This window comes from Pseudobutyrivibrio sp. YE44, assembly GCF_900104335.1.
GTDB lineage: Bacteria > Bacillota > Clostridia > Lachnospirales > Lachnospiraceae > Pseudobutyrivibrio.
The window spans coordinates 62,703-82,322 of sequence record NZ_FMXT01000011.1; the positions used below are offsets into that span (position 1 = coordinate 62,703).

The 19,620-nt window shown below is 38.1% G+C and carries 24 protein-coding genes; 23 read left to right on the forward strand and 1 reads right to left on the reverse strand.

The genetic code is table 11. The features are described 5' to 3' along the window. Window positions 1-4: 4 nt before the first annotated feature. The 10 genes from BLR54_RS15175 (at window position 5) to BLR54_RS12575 (ending at window position 9,978) form a co-directional block, all read left to right on the forward strand. The gene (locus tag BLR54_RS15175) at window positions 5-136 is read left to right on the forward strand and encodes a hypothetical protein (RefSeq protein WP_255396701.1); all 132 of its coding nucleotides are present in this window, start codon (window positions 5-7) and stop codon (window positions 134-136) included. A 51-nt stretch (window positions 137-187) separates the two neighbouring features. Beyond that, on the forward strand, window positions 188-970 hold the full coding sequence (locus tag BLR54_RS12535; protein WP_090421601.1) for a class I SAM-dependent methyltransferase: 783 nt from the start codon (window positions 188-190) through the stop codon (window positions 968-970). Further along, window positions 958-1,431, forward strand: a complete 474-nt coding sequence (locus BLR54_RS12540) for a dihydrofolate reductase (RefSeq protein ID WP_090421603.1) — start codon at window positions 958-960, stop codon at window positions 1,429-1,431. The genes BLR54_RS12535 and BLR54_RS12540 overlap by 13 nt, the downstream gene beginning before the upstream one ends. A gap of 57 nt (window positions 1,432-1,488) precedes the next feature. Further along, window positions 1,489-1,989, forward strand: coding sequence for an NUDIX hydrolase (locus tag BLR54_RS12545; RefSeq protein WP_090421606.1), 501 nt, complete (start codon window positions 1,489-1,491; stop codon window positions 1,987-1,989). A gap of 6 nt (window positions 1,990-1,995) precedes the next feature. After that, window positions 1,996-2,841 carry a carbon-nitrogen hydrolase family protein gene (locus BLR54_RS12550; RefSeq protein WP_090421608.1) on the forward strand — a complete coding sequence of 282 codons (846 nt, stop codon included), beginning with the start codon at window positions 1,996-1,998 and terminating at the stop codon, window positions 2,839-2,841. Between the two features lie 589 nt (window positions 2,842-3,430). Next, window positions 3,431-4,171 (forward strand): PDDEXK family nuclease, encoded by a 741-nt coding sequence (locus tag BLR54_RS12555; RefSeq protein ID WP_143008444.1) that lies wholly within the window; start codon window positions 3,431-3,433, stop codon window positions 4,169-4,171. Window positions 4,172-4,242: 71 nt separating this feature from the next. Beyond that, on the forward strand, window positions 4,243-5,121 hold the full coding sequence (locus BLR54_RS12560) for an SPL family radical SAM protein (protein ID WP_090421612.1): 879 nt from the start codon (window positions 4,243-4,245) through the stop codon (window positions 5,119-5,121). Window positions 5,122-5,154: 33 nt separating this feature from the next. Continuing rightward, entirely contained in the window at window positions 5,155-5,925 is a 771-nt protein-coding gene (locus BLR54_RS12565) for a class I SAM-dependent methyltransferase (protein WP_090421614.1), read from the forward strand. Window positions 5,926-6,194: 269 nt separating this feature from the next. After that, entirely contained in the window at window positions 6,195-8,624 is a 2,430-nt protein-coding gene (locus BLR54_RS12570; RefSeq protein WP_242871251.1) for a response regulator, read from the forward strand. After that, window positions 8,617-9,978, forward strand: coding sequence for an ABC transporter substrate-binding protein (locus BLR54_RS12575; RefSeq protein ID WP_176761947.1), 1,362 nt, complete (start codon window positions 8,617-8,619; stop codon window positions 9,976-9,978). Before BLR54_RS12570 ends, BLR54_RS12575 begins: the two co-directional genes overlap by 8 nt. Window positions 9,979-9,984: 6 nt before the next feature. Here BLR54_RS12575 and BLR54_RS12580 read toward each other — a convergent pair whose 3' ends face one another. After that, the gene (locus tag BLR54_RS12580; RefSeq protein WP_090421618.1) at window positions 9,985-10,566 is read right to left on the reverse strand and encodes an Hpt domain-containing protein; all 582 of its coding nucleotides are present in this window, start codon (window positions 10,564-10,566) and stop codon (window positions 9,985-9,987) included. Between the two features lie 123 nt (window positions 10,567-10,689). Here BLR54_RS12580 and BLR54_RS12585 point away from each other — a divergent pair, with 123 nt between their 5' ends. The 13 genes from BLR54_RS12585 to BLR54_RS12640 all read left to right on the forward strand — a co-directional run. Further along, entirely contained in the window at window positions 10,690-11,712 is a 1,023-nt protein-coding gene (locus BLR54_RS12585; RefSeq protein WP_090421620.1) for an HD domain-containing phosphohydrolase, read from the forward strand. Window positions 11,713-11,794: 82 nt separating this feature from the next. Continuing rightward, a complete protein-coding gene (locus BLR54_RS12590) occupies window positions 11,795-12,499 on the forward strand; it encodes an amidohydrolase family protein (protein WP_330388208.1) in 705 nt (234 codons plus the stop codon). 14 nt (window positions 12,500-12,513) lie between these two features. Then, on the forward strand, window positions 12,514-12,621 hold the full coding sequence (locus BLR54_RS15265; RefSeq protein ID WP_334292239.1) for a hypothetical protein: 108 nt from the start codon (window positions 12,514-12,516) through the stop codon (window positions 12,619-12,621). Further along, window positions 12,618-12,779, forward strand: coding sequence for a rubredoxin (locus BLR54_RS12595; RefSeq protein WP_090421621.1), 162 nt, complete (start codon window positions 12,618-12,620; stop codon window positions 12,777-12,779). Before BLR54_RS15265 ends, BLR54_RS12595 begins: the two co-directional genes overlap by 4 nt. Before the next feature lie 38 nt (window positions 12,780-12,817). Then, window positions 12,818-13,168 carry an arsenate reductase family protein gene (locus BLR54_RS12600; protein ID WP_090421623.1) on the forward strand — a complete coding sequence of 117 codons (351 nt, stop codon included), beginning with the start codon at window positions 12,818-12,820 and terminating at the stop codon, window positions 13,166-13,168. Window positions 13,169-13,184: 16 nt separating this feature from the next. Continuing rightward, window positions 13,185-14,093, forward strand: coding sequence for a metallophosphoesterase family protein (locus tag BLR54_RS12605; RefSeq protein WP_176761948.1), 909 nt, complete (start codon window positions 13,185-13,187; stop codon window positions 14,091-14,093). Between the two features lie 64 nt (window positions 14,094-14,157). Then, a complete protein-coding gene (locus BLR54_RS12610; protein ID WP_090421627.1) occupies window positions 14,158-14,946 on the forward strand; it encodes a class I SAM-dependent methyltransferase in 789 nt (262 codons plus the stop codon). Window positions 14,947-15,035: 89 nt separating this feature from the next. Then, complete coding sequence (locus tag BLR54_RS12615) at window positions 15,036-15,707, forward strand: methyltransferase family protein (protein ID WP_090421629.1); 672 nt, start codon at window positions 15,036-15,038, stop codon at window positions 15,705-15,707. Window positions 15,708-15,794: 87 nt separating this feature from the next. Then, window positions 15,795-16,352, forward strand: coding sequence for an alpha/beta hydrolase (locus BLR54_RS12620; protein ID WP_090421630.1), 558 nt, complete (start codon window positions 15,795-15,797; stop codon window positions 16,350-16,352). Between the two features lie 316 nt (window positions 16,353-16,668). Continuing rightward, window positions 16,669-17,757 (forward strand): MFS transporter, encoded by a 1,089-nt coding sequence (locus BLR54_RS12625; protein WP_090421632.1) that lies wholly within the window; start codon window positions 16,669-16,671, stop codon window positions 17,755-17,757. 30 nt (window positions 17,758-17,787) lie between these two features. Next, a complete protein-coding gene (locus BLR54_RS12630) occupies window positions 17,788-18,276 on the forward strand; it encodes a flavodoxin family protein (protein WP_090421634.1) in 489 nt (162 codons plus the stop codon). Window positions 18,277-18,303: 27 nt separating this feature from the next. Further along, complete coding sequence (locus BLR54_RS12635) at window positions 18,304-19,074, forward strand: GNAT family N-acetyltransferase (RefSeq protein WP_330388209.1); 771 nt, start codon at window positions 18,304-18,306, stop codon at window positions 19,072-19,074. Window positions 19,075-19,407: 333 nt separating this feature from the next. Continuing rightward, window positions 19,408-19,620, forward strand: a 213-nt coding sequence (locus BLR54_RS12640; RefSeq protein WP_330388210.1) for a hypothetical protein, incomplete at its 3' end; no start/stop codon positions are given.

The window sequence follows — 19,620 nt, forward strand, 5'->3', positions numbered from 1 at the left end:
TACAATGTCAGATTTTGGGATTAACGAAATGCTTGAAATGCAGAAAGCGCTTCAAGAGAAGTACAAAGATAAATGGGAGCATATTTCTCCAGAAGTTGGTAAAAACAAGCTACTTTGGATGTTTGGAGAAGTGTGAGAAGAACATGAACCGCTGGTAGAAGGAAAAAAACGCAGGAGGAAGGTCGTTTTGAACGAATATAGTCTACAACATAAAAAAGCCTGGGAGTTTGATGCATATGACTTTTGGGTAAGAACCGCCGGGACTCCGGAGGAAAGAGCATCAAAGGATAAAGAAAAAACCAGGAAGATGCTAAAGCAGTATGCGAACTACTTTGATTTTTTTGAAGGTGTCAAGGTAGCTAATATCTGCGGATCCTGCGGCAAGAAAGCAATTCCGCTGGCTCTTTTGGGAGCAGAGGTTACAGTATTTGATATATCCGAAGCCAATAAGAAATATGCCATGGAAACAGCCGAGGCTGCAGGCGTAAACATTGGCTATGAGGTTTGTGATATCATGGAAATCGATATGGACAAGTATGCCGGCTTTTTTGATGTTGTCTTTATGGAGGGTGGAATCCTTCATTATTTCCACGATATAGATGTTTTTATGAATGTTATGAACGGATTGCTTAAACCCGGTGGAAAGATGATCTGCAGTGACTTCCATCCATTTACTAAGATTTCCGATATACTTGGGCTGCAGCAGCCAACCATGAGTTATTTCTCAACAGATATCTTTGAAGGTGAGATGGCGCACGCAAGATTTTACGATGAGGAGATCCGTAAGCAGATTCCTAAATGCCATTACAGGAAGTACACAATCAGCGAAATCATCAATTCTATCATCGGGAGCGGATTTACTTTGGAGCGTTTTGATGAGCATCCTTCATGGGAGAACGAGAAACTTCCGGGAGAGTTTACTGCAATTGCAAAAAAAGATATGAAAGGCGCAGATAAATGGTTGGCTTAATTGTAGCACGTTCAAGAAATAATGTTATTGGAAAAGATGGAGCAATTCCATGGAAAATCAAGGGGGAGCAGAAACAGTTTAAGGAGCTTACTACAGGAAATGTTGTTGTGATGGGCAGACGTTCTTATGAAGAGATAGGTCATCCGCTTCCTAATTGGGAGACAATAGTTGTGTCTAGGACTAAAAGGTTTGATGGGGATAATGTACGAACAGCAAGCTCTGTAAAAGAGGCGATAGAGCTGGCTAAGGGCAAGGATATTTATATTGCAGGCGGCTATGGATTGTACAAAGAGGCTATCCCATTTGTAGATGTCATGTACATTACAGAAGTGGATTTAGAAGTTGAAAATGGAGACGTTTTTTTTCCTGAATTTAATGAAGCAGAATTTGAAAAGGAAATAGGGGAAAACTTAGGTGATATCACAAAATATATTAGAACGGTTTATCGAAGAAGGAAATAAATATAGGGGAGTGAGCGTTTGTATATTTATAAAAGCAACTAATGATGATATGGAGGTATGGGTAAGTTGACAGAGTTATTTTCTAAACCTGCGGCAGGTGGAATAATAGAAAAAATTGTTGATGGAGAGGTATTTATCCTTTTACAGGGGAGATGTAAAGGCAATAGTCGTGAAGATGGATTAATAGAAATACCAGCAGGTAAAATTAGAGAATTTGAAAATATTTACGATTGCTTGAGAAGAGAAATATATGAGGAGACGGGTCTTGAGGTAACATATATCCAAGGCGAGGAAGAGTCAGTACTAGTTGAACATAATGGTTATAAAGTTTTAAATTATACACCCTTTTCATGTTCTCAGAATGTTGAAGGAGAATACCCAATAATGGTTCAGGTTTTCATTTGCAGAGCAAGTGGAAAAGAGGTAGATGAATCCAATGAGTCTAAAAATCTTAGGTGGGTTTCACTGAATAAATTGAGAGATATGTTGAAAGATGAAGAGGCCTTTTATCCTATGCATGTTTCTACTTTAAAAAAGTATTTATCTTCAAAGAGGTAAGAAGGCATGATATACAAAATCGCAATTTTACAAAGACGAGCAACAAATGGCGAAATAGATAAGAATTTACAACTAGTATTGGATGCAATGTCTGAAGCTGCAGATAATGGTGCTGACATGTTGCTACTACCAGAGTGTTTTCTGACGGGCTATGATCTCCCAATGAAATATGACAAGTGTGTATCAGACGATGATAATCGTATAAAGAGAGTATGTTATGCGGCTAAGGAAAAACATATTGGTGTTATTTTAACATCCTTCACTAAAGGTATTAGCGCTCCACAGAATAGCGCTTTTGTAATAAATAAACATGGTGAGATACTCATGAAATATTCAAAGGTTCATACCTGCGATTTTGCAGATGAGAAAAATGTTGAAGCTGGAACAGAATTTAAAGTGTGTGACTGTGATGGCGTGAAGCTTGGGATTATGATTTGTTATGACCGAGAATATCCTGAAAGTGCAAGGATTCTTATGTTAAAAGGAGCAGAAATTGTTCTTGTACCAAATGATTGTGGTTCAATGGCTCCAAGAATAAATGCTTTGTCTACAAGAGCATATGAAAATATGATAGGTGTAGCCATGGCAAATCCTAATGGTGCGAACGCTGGATGCTCATGTGCTTATAGCCCAATATGTTGGGATAAAGCGGGTAAGTGTATAGATAATAACATTCTTTTGGTTGATGAATTATCAGAAGGACTTTTTTATGCTGATTTTGATATGGATGCCATAAGAGAATATCGTAATACTGAGATGATGGGAAATACCTTTCGTAAGGTTGATGCCTATGGTGAACTTTTGAATAAAGAAATCAGCGAGCCTTTCTTTCGCAAGGGACAGAATAATTAAGTTAATGTATTATTAATTTTTGAGACATCTAAACGTATGGGAATCCATACGTTTAAATGGTTTTTCAGGATGACATTTTCATGTTGACAAATGAATGCACTGGCGTTATATTTGTTATCGGGTTATGAAAAATGCTTCTTATTTATCACTCTAGTGGCGGCTCGCCACAATTTTTCCTTTTTAAACGAAAGATTTAAAGGAGTTTGTTAAGAGAAATTTGGTAATTGACTATGATTTACGGAACATGTTATGAAATCAGTTTGTTTTTCCGTAGCCAAAAATCTTAGAAAGAATCCAATTACGGAAAAAGATGCGAAGAATAGGATTATTTCCGTAGCAAGGACCCTCTGCATAGCATATATGAGATGTTCACAAGCAGGGTTTAGTTGTTATCCTACGGAATAATAGTATTATTTTATGGATTGTTCCGTAAATAGAATCTAATCACCATTTTCGACTACGGAACAATTGAGAATTAATGGCATTATTTCTGTAAATAGGGCTCAAATTATAAAAAATCGCAAGGAGGTTATGAAAAATAAGAGATTATAGAAAAGAACTTGAGGCTCAGCTTCAAGAAATTCAAGAGTTGATTAAGAAATCTAATCGAAATGTGGGGCGGTATAAGGATTTACCTAATTCCCATGTTTACATATCAAATAGTAATGGATGTCCTCAGTATTATTTGAAAAATGAAGGTGCGCCAAGACAGTATGTTAGAAAGAAGGATATAAAACACATTACACGTTTTGCGCAGAGGGATTATGAGGAGGACATGAATAGAAAACTTAAATTGCTTGAAAGAAATCTTGCAGACTTCCTAGAATTATATGATGTGAATGTGGTGAATGCATATGATAGGTTTGACGACTCGAAAAAACATATCATTAAGCCACTAATAGAGACGGACGGGCAATTTATAGATAAATGGTATGACGAACATCCAGGTGAATGTAATCAATATCCAAAGGACGAGGAATTAAAAACAAACCGTGGGGAAATTGTTAGATCTAAATCTGAAAAAATAATTGCTGATGCTTTAGATAAATATGGTGTTCCGTACAGATATGAGCCTTTGCTGGAGTTAGGATATAGCACAATTTATCCTGATTTTGTAATATTGAATACTAGAACGAGAAAGACGCTGTACTGGGAACATTTAGGAATTATTTCAGATATAGATTATGCGACGAAAAATCTAAGAAAAATAAGGGATTATGAGAAACAAGGATTCCTGTTAGGTAGAGATTTGATTTTAACAATGGAGGAGTCTGATAAGATAATAGATGTAAATCTTGTAGAACAGAAAATAAAAGAGTTTTTACTATAATCTAACTATGCAACAAATTCTAGATTTAGTATACTAATTCAAAATGACAGACGTATATGTGGAGGCAATATATGCATTTTGTTGACGCAAAAGGGATTCTAACCACCAGTGGTGGGCACTGTGGAATGAATATATATCGAGGATGTACTCATGGATGCGTATATTGTGATAGTAGAAGTAAATGCTACCAGTTTACCCATCTCTTTGAAGATATTGAAGTGAAGCAGAATGCACCTGAGCTGCTGGAAAAGGCTTTGAGGTCAAAAAGGAAAAAGTGCATGATTGGTACTGGTGCAATGTCTGATCCCTATATGCATTGTGAGGAGGAATTGAAGCTCACAAGAAAATGTTTGGAAATTATTTTGGAGAATGGATTTGGGCTTGCTATTCAAACAAAATCAGATCGAATTCTCAGAGATATTGATTTGCTGGAAGAAATAAATAAAAACACAAAATGCGTTGTGCAGATGACACTTACAACCTATGATGATGAACTGTGCAGCATTTTGGAACCTAATGTATGCAACACTAAGCGCCGAATAGAAGTACTTGAAAAGATGCAGGAACGAGGGATTCCTACAGTTGTTTGGCTAACACCTATTCTTCCATTTATCAATGATACAGAGGAAAATATCACAGCTATTCTGAATGAGTGCGCCCGAGTAGGGGTAAAGGGTGTTATAGATTTTGGTATGGGGCTCACCCTTCGTGAAGGTGACAGGGAGTATTATTACGAAGCGTTAGATAAGCATTTTCCTAGAATGAAGGAGCGTTACATAAAGGAATATGGTAATGCCTATGAATTGCAAAGTCCTAATGCTCAAATGTTAACAAGAGTTTTTAAGAACATTTGCAAGAGTAATGGGATTATGTCAACGCCAAGTGAGTGTTTTGAATATATGCAGGAATTCCCAGAAAAATATCAGCAGATGAGCTTGTTTGATTTATAGATTTTTTAGCAGAAATGGATTGAGGGAGTTTTAATGAACAACGAAGAGATACTAGATATTAATAAAAATTATTGGAATGACCATGCTGACCTATGGTTCGGCACAACAGCTCTTCCACAATATGGAGTTCATTTTCCAACAGAAGACGATTTACATTTGTTTGGGGATGTTAGTGGAAAGAAGATGTTGGAGATCTGCTGTGGTAGCGGCCATTCTTTACTATATAACGCCCAAAAAGGTGCAGGTGAATTATGGGGAGTTGACTTATCCCAAAAGCAATTAGATAACGCATCAATACTTTTAGAAGAACAAGGGTACTCTGCCAATTTGTTGTGCGACAAAATGGAAAATGAATTAGCAGTTCCAAAAAATTATTTTGACTATGTCTATTCTATTTATGGAATTGGTTGGACCACAGATTTGCAGGGGACATTTGATAAGATTGCCAGCTATTTGAAAAAAGATGGAATATTTATCTTCAGCTGGCATCACACTTTGAATTACTGTATAGCCTGGTCATGCAAGGATCGAAAGGTCGTTTTTGACGATGACAAGTTAGTAATGTCAAAAAGCTATTTTGATGAATCTTATTTTAAAATGCCAGTGCATGATAGCGAAATAGTACTGTGCAATCGAAAACTATCCACATACATAAATGCACTTGCTAAAGCAGGATTTGTTGTTGAACAGCTTGTTGAGGAGAGCGATGATGACACGCTGAATGCAACAGGAGAGCTTGCTCCTAAGACACGAAAGGCAAAGATGTTGCCACTTTCATTTTGCATTAAAGCAAGAAAATTATAGGAAAAATATAAAGAAATTCTCCACCATCATACTTTTTTAACAATATAAAGATAAGTAAATGATAGAATTAATCTGTGTTAATTTGTATAACATCTTGTTTTTCATCAGAAAAACAAGATGTGTACTGGACCAATTTTTACATGAAATGGAAAAGTTGTCTGGCAAGGCCAGATTCATGCTGGCAATTCCTTGTTTTGCCAGAATGAAGTCATAACTTCTTGCTGAAAATCAAAAATCTATAGCTATTTAGTTTATAAAGAGGACGCAGATTGAAGAAACGATTTATTATCATTATTAATATCTTGATAGTAGGTTTGATTTTAGCAATTACCTTGAAGTATGCCAACGACAGGGCTACAGAATCAAACCGTGCTTCTATTGCGTCTTTTGAGAAGATGACAACTACAACAGAGCAGATTGTTGCCAACTATCTGGAGGACGAGCAGCATCTGTGCGATATCTGGGCAAATTATATCAACAGGTCTGCTGAAGCAGGAACTCCAATGTCTGTTGAAGAGGCCATTTCATATATTCGAAAAGCAAAGATATCCCCTGAAATCTCTGGGCATCTTATATTTATTGATGATGAATCTATGGCGGGCATTTCCACTACCGCTAGCTCCACAGATTCATCGGATTACTCTGTAAATTATTCCCATATTAATATTTTTGAAAATCTTGAAATTAGTAATGTAAATGGTGTTGTTAACCTGACAAGAGCTTATACCAATCCTCATAATGGCGTTCAATCCATTGGCTTTTTGAACAATGTAAAGGTTTTGGATGATGAAACAGGCAAAATGAGAAACGGCCTTATTATTCGAGTTGTTCCTGTAAGCCGTCTAGAACATAAGCTGGTATTCTTGAAAGGTGAATATGAAAACGTGGAAATATCTCTTATCGATTGGGATGGAGATTATATGATTCACGGAAAATCTTTGAAAAACAGCAATTTCTTTGAATACTTTAAATCCTACAATCCTATGTCCGCACAGGAATATAACACTGTTGTAGAAAAGATTCACACTGATATTGGGTCCATGCACATCCGCAACTCAAAAGATGAGGACAGTGTCATTGCCTATGCGCCTTTAAGTAACTTGGATTACTGGTTTTTGGTGGCGTATATTCCTGCAAAAGAGCTGATGGCAAACCGGTCTATCGACTGGATTCTTTTGGGAATTTTATCTTTCGGCTTGTTAGCATTATTACACTTTAACCTGGCAATTCTCCTTAAATATAATCGACAGTTATCAGTTACAGCGGAGGCGGCAAATCAGGCAAACGAGGCAAAATCCTACTTCCTATCAACAATGTCCCATGATATAAGAACACCTATGAATGCCATAATCGGCATGAATGAAATGATATTGAGAAATAGTAAGGATAAGGAGATTCTGAACTATTCAGAAAATATAAGGGCGGCAGGAAACACGCTTCTTGGAATCATCAATGATATCCTTGATTTCTCTAAAATTGAAGCAGGCAAGATGGAAATTATTAATGTGGAGTATAACTTCGCATCATTATTGAATGACCTTGTAAATATGGTTCAAAGAAAGGCTGACGAAAAGGGGCTGACCTTCAAGTTGGATGTAGATAGAAATATTCCACTGGTACTTCAGGGCGATGAGATTAGAATCAAGCAGGTCATTACTAATATCCTTTCAAATGCTGTTAAATACACCAAGGAAGGTGAAGTTGTTTTTTCTATATCAGGTAGTAAATGCCAGGACGAACCTGACTATGTAAATCTTCAGGTTAGGGTGAAGGATACTGGCGTAGGGATTAAGAAGGAAGATCTTGATAGGCTGTTTGGAGCCTTTGAGAGAATTGATGAAAAGAGAAATCGAAACATAGAAGGAACGGGCCTTGGAATGGCAATAGCACAGAGCTTTCTTAATATGATGGGAAGCAGGATGCAGGTGGAAAGTGAGTATGGCGTTGGGTCTGTATTTTCCTTTGAGCTAAAGCAAAAGGTGGTGAAGTGGGAGCCGCTGGGTGAATTTGATACAGCCGTCCAACGCTTCCTTAGCGAAAGAGAAATCTATCAGGTTCAGTTTGCAGCGCCAAAGGCAAGAATACTGGTGGTGGATGATAATGAGATTAACCTAAAGGTGTTTGTAAGTCTTCTTAGTGAAACAAAGATGCAGATAGATACCGCAGATAGTGGAGATGCTTGCATAGCCCTATTTAAGCGGAATTTCTATGATGTGATTTTCTTGGATCACATGATGCCTGATAAGGATGGTATCGAAACAATAAGGGAAATGAAGGCGTGTACGGACACTCCGAACCAGAAGACACCTGTGATTTGTCTTACCGCAAATGCTATATCGGGAATGCGTGAAACCTACACAAACGCGGGCTTTGATGATTATCTGACAAAGCCTATTGATACAAATAAACTTGAAACCATGCTTTTGACATATCTGCCTTCGGATATGGTGATGAAGGTTGAGGATTTGATGGAAGAAGAAAAGAATGAATCTGAAGCCGTCATAGAAAAGAACGGAGCCGAGAAGGTCCAAAGCATTCTTGTATTAAGCGAAGATGTTGGATTTTTAAAGAGCATAAGAAATCGATTATCAGGCAAATATAATGTGGTTCTGGTTAAATCTGAAGAGCAGGCTTTAGCATACTTGCAGAAGCAAGAGGCTATAGAGCAGATTGATGAGGAAAGGAGAGAACATGAATAGATTAATAAAGAAAATTGCATCCTTGGGACTCGTGTCAGTATTGGTTCTTAGTGCAGCAGGCTGTGGTCAAAGTAACGGCCAAAGTAAGAATAAAAGTCAGAACTCAGGCCAGAGTAAGGAGCAGAGCCAAGCAGAAGTAAGCAAGGAGTTTTCTCCTAAATATTCTGCTGATACAGAGTACAAGATTTCTGTTGTGGGGACCTATTCAAATTTCGAATCCTTGGAAAGTGAGTTTGAAAGATTCTATGAGCATTATCCTAAAGGAGAAATCGAGTACACCTACCTGGATGATTATAGCAATACCATAGACCAGGCTTTGGCAGGACAGGAGCCGCCAGATATCTATGTGGTACAGCCATGGATGTATGGTGATGAAAGATATGATTCGCTTTTCGATGGGGCGGAAGTGCTCTCTGACCCAGAACTTGAAATTGACCTTGATTGTATCCGGTCTAGCTTCAGATGGGATATGGGTGAGGGCAAAATACTTACGCTGCCAGTATTTGCCACCTCTTACGGTATGCTTGTAAATATGGATATATTTGAGAAGGAAGGACTTGAGGTACCAAAGACTTTTGAGGAACTGAAGGATACCTGTGACAAGCTTAAGGCTGCAGGCTATGATTCTCCAGTGATGGGCAGCAATACCTCAACCACGCCAGGTATAGGTTATTCTTTTGCTTACCCAATGTTTGCTAAAACAATAAAGGATGATAGAAGCGTAGAGGATGATCTTAATAATCTGGAACCTCCCGCAGGTGAAGCCCTGCGTACATCCTTGACAAGGTTGAAAGAGTTTGTGGATAACGGTTGTATAGATATAGATAAATGTACAGCGGAAATTGAAGATGATTACAATGCAGTTATTATGCGATTCTTTGAAGGGGATGTTCCTATGATGCTTTGTTCCGGAGATGTTGTTTCTGGTACAAAGAAACGTGAGAGCAAGTCAGAAGCCTTCGAGGCAAATCCATTTGAGTATGATTTTTATGTGGCGCCATCAGGTGATGAGGGCGGATATTACATGGATTCAATTTCGTTGCTGTTTTGCGTAAATAAGAATAGTGAAAGTCTTGATATGACAAACGAATTCATACGTTTCCTTGCAAATGAACAAGAGCTTGGCCTTATGGCTCAGGAGAAGAGACTTATTACGCCAACCAAGGATTATTCATTAGATGAAGTATATGCTTCACTTGCAGATTTTCCAGAGGATAGAACTGTAAACTTTAGAGATATTGAAATCATGGATACTGCTGTAAAACAATTTAGAGCAGCAGCCTACGGTGTAATAAATGGTGAAATGACAGTGGATGAAGCGGTGGAAAATTATGGCACCATATCCACAGATTAAGCCCTCTTAGAGACTAGAAAGTAAATGATTTGATAGCTCTTTTGCCTCATCATAATCAAGATTAGTAATAAGCTTGTCTAGGGAGTTTAGCTTTTCAAGCAGCTCACTATCACAGTCATAGGAAAATAGTTGTTTTACGGCAGCTTCAGCTGCACCAAGATTAAAGTCATCTATTGCGGTGATAAGCTCATTTAAGATGGCTGAAAAGGCCTCCTTGTCATAGCTTGATTTGTTGCTTTCGTCTTTTTTAGCGAAAGGTTCAAGATAAGGTTTTAAAGCCTTGAATGAGTTTAAAACTCCTGGTGTAAGAGCCTCAATTTGCTCCAGATTGTTTTCCTTACCTAGCTTTTCGAGGGTATAGAAATCCTCACCAAGGTCCATTGCGCCAATGGTGCGGCAGGTGGTTTTGAGAGAATGAACTTCGACGGTGAAATTTTGAATGTTTTTTTGCGCAAGGTAAGATTCTACTCGTTCAATCTTTTCATCCATGAGCTTGTAGATATCACCAAGAAGCTCTATGAAAAGCTTTTCAGAACCAGAATTTTTGATGGCTTTTTCTATATCGATACCAGGGATATTAATGTTCATTGAAAGGTTCCTCCGTGGGCTATTTCAATGCAAGTTTCACCTTGAGTATACCACTATGAAGTTTATGTATAAATGGCAATTAAAAATCATTGAATGAAGGGGATTTTCCTTCTGGAGGTGAATATGATTCCACAGATTATAATTGTTGACGATGACCCTATAATTTTAAAAGGAGCCTGGACCACCCTTACGGGTGCCGGGTTTAAGGTGGTTGCGCTGAAATCCGGGGAAGCTCTGTTTAATCATATGAAGGATAATCCTGCTCCTGATCTTATTTTGATGGATATTAGTATGCCTGAGATGGATGGGTTTGGAGTTATTAAAGAACTTAAAAAGAGTGAGAATGGGTGGCGTGATACACCTGTTATCTTTTTGACCGCCAATGAAGATGAGGATGCGGAGACAAAGGGCTTATCCCTTGGAGCAATGGACTTTATCCGAAAGCCATTTGTTGCAAGTGTTTTGGTGCTCAGGGTTAAGCATGCGGTGGAGCTTATTAGGCTTCAAAAAGATCTTGAGGGTATGGTCGCTGAGAAGACCAAAGAAAACGAGAATCTTTTCATGCACGTGGTTGAAAGCCTTGCTGATGCCATCGATGCCAAAGACAATTATACAAATGGCCACTCTGGACGAGTAGCCGACTATTCAAAAGAGATAGCCAAAAGATATGGCTATGATGAGAAGAAACAAGAAAAAATATTTATGATGGGTCTTCTTCATGATGTTGGAAAAATAGGGGTTCCTGATGAGGTAATAAATAAACCGGGCAGACTTACAGATGAAGAGTTTGCCAAAATCAAAAAGCACCCGGGGATTGGAGGCAAGATTCTCAGCAATATTAAAGAGATGCCTGAGCTTGCAGCAGGTGCCAAGTGGCATCATGAAAGATATGATGGCAAGGGCTATCCACAGGGACTTTCTGGGGATGATATTCCAGAAGAAGCAAGAATTATTGCAGTGGCCGACGCCTACGATGCCATGACCAGCAACAGAAGCTACAGAGGTTCTCTTCCTCAACAAATTGTTAGAGGTGAGATAGAAAAGGGCAAGGGCAGTCAGTTTGATCCAAGGTTTGCAGATATCATGCTTGGAATGATTGATGAAGACACAGAATATAGCATGAGGGATAATTCTTGTGAGGATTAGCTATGCAACAAACTTTGAATTTAGTATACTAATTCAAAATAACATGAAAACGGGAGAATATAGTTACTGGTAACGCTTTAATATGAGAACAAAACATGTTGTGGTACTTCCATATAACAATGAGTGTAAGCAGAATTTTATAGATGCAATAAAAAATGAAGACCTTGCGGCTATTCGCAAGTGTCCTAAGGCGGATTTGCACAATCATTTTGTGCTAGGGGGCTCCAGGGAGTATTTGAAAAAGCAGACTGGCAAAGATATTCAGCCAATCGGAAAGCCTCTATGTTCAATGGATGAGATGCACGCATGGAATGCCGAGAATATTGGACAAACATTCAATTCGACAGAAGGTCGCAAGCAATTGATTGAAGCAACTTTTGCACAGGCAAAAGAAGATGGAGTTACTATTCTAGAAATTGGTGAAGATGTTTGGGGGCTAGGCGAGTTTTTTCACGGTGATATAGATGAGCTGGTTGAATCCTTTGAAAATGCTCATCAGGAGATTGCTCCGGAAATTGAATTGCGATTACAGATTGGCTTGTCTAGACATTGCGATATAGGGTATTTGGAAGATTGCCTATCTCATTTTTGGGGTAATAAGGCATTTTATTCTATTGATTTGTATGGTGATGAGTTGGCACAGCCTATCGAGAATTTTAAGTCAATCTATAGCAAGGCTAAATCTGAAGGCTTGATACTTAAAGCTCACGTAGACGAATGGGGAACAGCAGATGATGTGCGAAAAGCAGTGGAGTTGATGTTACAATTAATTCTGATGATGTTTTGATTTTTGATTCGGATGTGTCTAAGGAATATCTAAGACTGTATCAGAGCGGTTGCCTGACCGCGGAGGAGTTGGATGATATTAGAAGAAATGGATTGAGTAAAAAAGGAGGGGTTGAGCTATGAAGTATGTATGTGATGTATGTGGTTATGTTTACGATGAAGAGGTTGGGGAGCCTGATTGGGACATTGAACCAGGTACAAAATTTGAGGATTTACCAGAGGATTTTGTGTGCCCAGTTTGCCTTGTTGAAAGGGAGCATTTTAAACCAGTTGAAGAGTAACACACCAATAAAATAGCTGATTCATAGGAGGGATTAAAATGAAGGTCTATTGCTACGAAAGATGTACAACATGTAAGAAGGCATTAAAGTGGTTAGATGATAATAAAATCAAGTATGAACTAATCGACATCAAGGGGGCGCACCCAGACGAGAAGACCCTTAGGGCGGCCCATAAAAAGAGTGGTGTAGAGCTTAAGAAATTCTTTAATACAAGCGGACAGCTTTATAGGCAGATGGAGCTCACAAAGAAATTGCCGGAGATGTCAGATGATGAAAAGTTCAAGCTCTTAGCATCAGACGGTATGCTTGTTAAGAGACCGCTGGTGATTACAGATGATAAGGTGCTTCTTGGATTCAAAGAAGCTGAGTGGACTGAGGTGCTTAAGTAGACTAGAGGAATTAGACGTGAAAATTGGAGTTATTTCAGATGTACACAGTAACATTGTGGCACTAAAGGCTGTTACAGGCTACATGGAATCAGAGGGGTGTGAGGAGTATCTTTTTCTTGGAGATTATGTTTCAGACACACCTTATACAAGAGAGACCTTAGATTATTTATATGAATTTATGGATATTCACACCTGTCATTTCTTAAGAGGAAACAGAGAAGAGTACATGCTTAATCATAGAAAGACACTTCAAGAAGGCAGGACAGAGGAACAGTGGATTTACAATTCTGCCTGTGGTAATTTGCTTTTCACTTATGAGCAGCTGACAGAAGAGGATTTGAATTTCTTTGATAAGCTTCCTATTTCATTTGATTATGAAAAGCCAGGCTATCCAAATATTAAATGTTGTCATGGTTCTCCGGTGAACACTAGGGAGAGAATCCAGCTTAATGATGAGTCAGCAAGGGCGTGGTTTGAAAAAATCGATGCAAATTATCTGATTTGCGGACATACCCATTATCCTGGAGAATATACATATGGCAACAAGCATTATTACAATTCTGGAAGTGTTGGTATTGCTATAAATGATGCAGGATTTGCCCAGTGCATTATCCTTGAAGATGCCACGATTGATGGTCAAAAAGAGTGGCAGCCAACATTCCTAAAGATTCCATATGATAACCAAAAGGTTGTAAGAGATATTGTGGAAAGCTCCCTATTAGAGAAGGCTCCATGGTTTATAAATAGTAACATCCAGGTGCTTCTTACAGGAGAAGACAATTCATTTGAAATGGTGGCTGAGGCAGCACAGCTGGCGGAAGAAGCCGGAGAGGTTTGGCCGCTGGTGGATGATAAATATTTCGCCATTGCAGCAGAGAAATTCAACATCCCTGATTATAGGGAAGAATATGGATTGCTAGGATAATAGGGCGGTCTAGAATAGAAAATACTACATCAATGATTTGATAACATAACAGGAGGGGCAAGCCATGCAGATTTCAGACATCGACTACGGTAACTCCTTTGACTGGGGCAACACATCAGAGGATTATGCAAAGTATAGGGACATTTATCCGGAAGAGTTTTACCAGAAGATATTGTCACTAGGACTTTGTAAGGATGGTCAAAAGGTATTAGATATCGGCACAGGTACGGGAGTCCTTCCAAGAAATATGTATAAATATGGTGCCAAGTGGATTGGAACTGATATCTCTGAAAATCAGATAGAGCAGGCGAAAAGACTTGCAGATGAAAGTGGAATGGATATAGATTTCTATGCTTGTCCCGGGGAGCAGGTTGATTATCCAGATAATACATTTGATGTGATTACAGCTTGCCAATGTATCTGGTATTTAGCTCCAAAAGTTATTACATCAAAATTCAAAAAGATGTTAAAGCCAAAAGGAAAACTTCTCATCCTGTACATGGGATGGCTTCCATATGAGGATAAGATTGCTGGAAAAAGCGAAGAGATTATTTTAAAGCATAATCCAAATTGGTCCAGCTACGGAGATACAATTCATCCAGTATTTGTTCCAGAGGAATTAATGGAGAATTTTGACATCATCCAGCGGGAAGAGTTCCCTGTGGATGTCACGTTCACAAGAGATGGATGGCATGGTCGCATGCGTGCCTGCAGAGGTGTGGGTGCCGCCATGAATGAAGAACAGATTAAGGCTTGGAACCAGGAACACTGGAATATGATGCTTGAAAATGCACCTGATATTTTCCCAGTAAAGCATTATATGTCTTATGCAGAATTACAGGTTAGAAAATAGGAGAATATTAAAAACTCAAAACGAATTAGGTAAATAGAAAGACTTTAGGGAGACGTGATTTAGGTTTCAAGTGATTTATAGGGGGAGTTATGACAAAGGAATTGTTTATTCAGGCAATATTAAAAATGATTGCGGGTGTTGTTATTATTGGAGGATTGCTGTTTGTGCCTGCAGGTTCAGCTAACTATTGGCAAGGCTGGTTATTCCTTGCTGTCCTGTTTATCCCGATGTTTGTGGCTGGCATCATTATGATGTTTAAGAATCAGGATCTTTTAAAAAAGAGATTAAATGCTAAGGAAGAGCAGACAGAGCAGAAGTTAGTGGTGCTCTTTAGCGCTCTTATGTTTATTGCCTCATTTGTAGTTGCAGGTTTAAACTTCCGCTATCAGTGGATTATTCTGCCAACATGGGCTATCGTACTAGCAACAATAGTTTTCCTGCTGGCATATCTTTTGTATGCCGAGGTGATCAGAGAAAATGAATTCTTATCAAGAACAATAGAGGTTCAGGAAAATCAAAAGGTAGTGGATACAGGACTTTATGGTATAGTAAGACATCCTATGTACATGGCAACATTGTTGTTATTTGGGGCAATGCCATGGGTTTTAGGTTCGCCAATTTCATTTATAATAATGTTAATCTACATCCCTATAATTACTAAGAGAATTAAAAACGAGGAACAAGTTTTAAAAGAAGGACTTCAGGGATATAGTGATTACTGTGAGAAAATTCGCTACCGAATCATTCCGTTCATATACTAGATGCAGCTGTTTTTTAGGGAAAAGGGCTGGTTGGAGAAAAAACGTCCTTGGAAAATCTATAAATCATAAGATAATTTGGAGGAAACAATGAGCAAGAAATTAGCAGTTATATTTCCTGGAGTAGGCTATCACACAGACAAACCACTCCTATATTATTCAAAAAAGCTTGCAAAGAATAAGGATTATGAAATTGTTGAAGTAAAGTATGATTTGCCGGACAACAGCGCGGTTATCAAGGCTGATGCTGAAAAGCAGAAGGAGGCTTTTGATGTAGTTTTCACACAGGTGACCGACCAATTGAAGGATATCGTATTTAAGGATTACGAAAAGGTGGTATTTATTGGTAAGAGCATCGGAACAGCCTTAGCCGCAAGATATAATATGACATATGAGCTTGAAGCAGATCAGATTATTTTCACACCAATAGAATTGACTTTTGCATATATTAATCCTTGTGAAGGTTTTATTTTCCATGGAGATGCTGATCCTTTGTGTGACACTGATATGTGTACACAGCTTAGTGATGAGCTATCTCTCACATATGTGGTAATTCCAGATGCAAATCATTCACTTGAAACAGGTGATGTTGCAGTGGATATTGCTAATCTTGGAAAAGTTATGGGAATGGTTGAAAAATTATTATAGATACACTAATAGAGGATTGTTAATCAGATTGACACATAAACTGTGAAATGGTAGACTAATCCGTAAATACGAAATACGTTAATTATGTAGAAAGGAGCACCTATATGACCTGGAAAACAGAGAATTTACATCTCATGAAAGGTTCAATTTTAGCTGTTTATGGGGATAGTGCGCTCTTTTTTGCATCTATTCAGAGCAAAATAAAGTATAGCTGCATATGAATGCTTGCGTTCAATATGCTGATATATTTAGATGATTATAAAGCACATTATCTCCTTAATTTCTTGTAAAAACACAGATTTAAGGAGATTTTTTTATGGATAAAATTACAGCTAGAAAACAAATTAAGAAACTATATTTTATAGATGTTATGGGAGGCGTGATGATTGCAGGTGCCTCCTGGGTAGCCTTGCTTGCAGCTAGAGGTTTCTCAACCATAGAGATAGGTTTATTCGAAAGTATCTTCCATGTTGCAAGTATGACTTTTGAAATACCATCAGGTGCAGTGGCAGATGTTTTTGGACGAAAGCGTGTTATGATCATGGCAAGCATCATGTCCATAGTTTCATCTTTAATGATGATTTTCTTTGACTCCTTTATAGGAATAGCCTTTGCTATGGTGGCAAGTGCGTTGAGTTATAATCTGGCATCGGGAACCAGAGAGGCTCTTGCTTATGACAGCTTGAAACAAGGCGGTATAGAGGATGAATACAACAAATTTGCATCCACGGATATGATTATTTACCAGTTGGCAAGCTCAGTAGGAACTCTTATGGCTGGTGTTGCCTTGATGCTTGGATATAAAAAGGCAAACGCAGTGGATATTGTTATTGCTACAGGCGCGGTGTTAATTGGCTTATCCCTAGCGGATGTAAAAACTGAATTAAATGAAAAAGAAGGAGTTTTAGCTCGCTTTAAAGAGGTGGTCAGAGAGAGCGGCAAATTCCTTAAAGAAAATCGTAAAGCAAGATTGATTATCATGTTTAATGCGTTGCTTGGGGCTGTGGCAGTGTTAATCATTTTCTTTTTGCAGGCAAGACTTCCACAGCTAGGACTCAAGAAAATATGGCTTGGACCAGCACTGTTTGCTGTTGGTTTAGGTTCAGCGGTTGGTGCAAAGGCTACGGAATTAATATCGCATATACGATATAGAATGGTTAGTTGTATAAGCTTTGCCGGAGTATTATTTGCATTCTTATCAATATTTTCAGGAAATATGTATATAATGATGCTAGGTGGATTTATTGGGGGCTTTGCAGATAGCTTTATAGAAGTGAGGTCGGATGTACTACTTAATAACATGATTCCATCAAACCAGCGAGCAACGCTGATGTCAATAAATTCTTTTACCTTTTCGGTAATAATGATTATACTGGCACCAATTTTTGGATGGTTGTTTTCGTAGTATTAGGGCTTTTTTAGCAGGAGGAGAAGGATGAAAACACTTATAGTTTATTATTCACTTGAGGGAAATTCACAGTATATTGCTGAGGAATTAGCAAATAAGCTTAATGCAGATACATTGAAACTTATTCCAAAGAAAGCATATGCAGATAAGGGATTTGCAAAATTTTTCTGGGGTGGTAAAAGTGCAGTTATGGCTGAAAAACCAGAGTTGGAAATATATGATGTTAATCTTGCAGAGTATGAGCGGATTATTATTGGTTTTCCTGTTTGGGCTAGCACATTTACACCACCAATTAGAACTTTCGTTTTAGATAACATTGATGCATTGAAGGGAAAGAAGATTGCTACATTTGCATGCCAGAGCGGCAAGGGTGCAGAGAAAGCATTTGAAAAACTAAAGGAAACTCTTGGCATTCAGGAGTTTGCTGCCACTGGTATTTTCTTTGATCCTAAATCTAAGCCTTCAGATGAGAATAGCAAGAAGATAGAAGAATTCTGCGAAGAGATACAGAAATAGAGTATACCTTTAATACTGAGGGAATCAATGATGACAAATGACGAAATAATGCGCATTGCTATGGTACAGTCTGCGGAAGATTTAGGCTGCCAAGTGGAAGATTTTACTAAGAATAGTAATGTGATTGTTCCGCTTAAGCTTGGAACAAATGCTAAGAATTATTACAAGCTTCCTATAGGAGCAAATTTCATCTCTTATGGTAACAACATTGTGGTAGGAACAAATGCAGAACTTGCAGATTTAATAAAGGAATATATTGACAAATTTGAGTTTTATCATTGCTTTGAAACACCAAATCTTAATTGGTTGAATGAGCGTCTAATGCCAAAAGGATATAAAGTTTGCTTTATGGCAGAATATTATCTTCCGAATGTGACTAGGATTCCAGAGGTGGATTGTAAGTATGATTTGAGAATCTTAGAGCAGAGAGATTTTACAGATTTGTACCTACCCGAATGGTCAAATGCATTATGCAAGGACAGGAAACAGTTGGATGTACTTGGCATTGGAGCGTATGATGAAGGAAAGCTTATAGGATTGGCAGGCTGTTCAGCTGATGCTGATATGATGTGGCAGATAGGTGTAGATGTGCTTCCTGATTATAGAAAACAGGGAGTTGCAACTGCACTAACATCAAAGTTGGCACTTGAGATTTTAAACAGAGACAAGGTTCCATTCTATTGTTCTGCTTGGTCAAATATCCGCTCGGTAAGGAATGTTGTAAAAAGTGGCTTCATTCCAGCATGGGTAGAGATGACTGTGAAACCTACAGATATTGTAGATGAGTTGAATAAATAAGAAACCATAGAGTTTTGGAAGTTTCACAAGATATTTTAGTAGGAGAAAATCATAGATTGCCTCTTTTTACGGAACAAATGGTTTGATTTGCAATTATTACCGTAGTCATTTATATAAATATCATATTAATGCATTGTAAAATTAAGTGATTTACGGAAAAATAAAGCATAAGTAGGATTTTTTCCGTAGATACTTCAAGTACATTTAGCTAAATTGAAGTGGTAATGTAAAAGTAGACACACACGTACTTTTGTAGACACTACAATTAATTACGAGTAACATCGTAAGTATGAAGTAGTCATCCTTGAATAAAAAGTGTTACGGAGGTGTCTTATGAAACACACAACAGAAGAAAGATTAGCCATAGGAAAGCGACTGTACAACAAGGAGCTTTCGCATAAAGAGGCAATGGCTGAGTATGGCGTTTCCGATTCTTCTCTTGATAAATACACTCAAGAATACAAGAAATCACAAGGAATTCCTATAAAGGATGTATCCTCATCCAGCAAATCGGTTAATCTACGTTCTAAATCTATATCAGATATT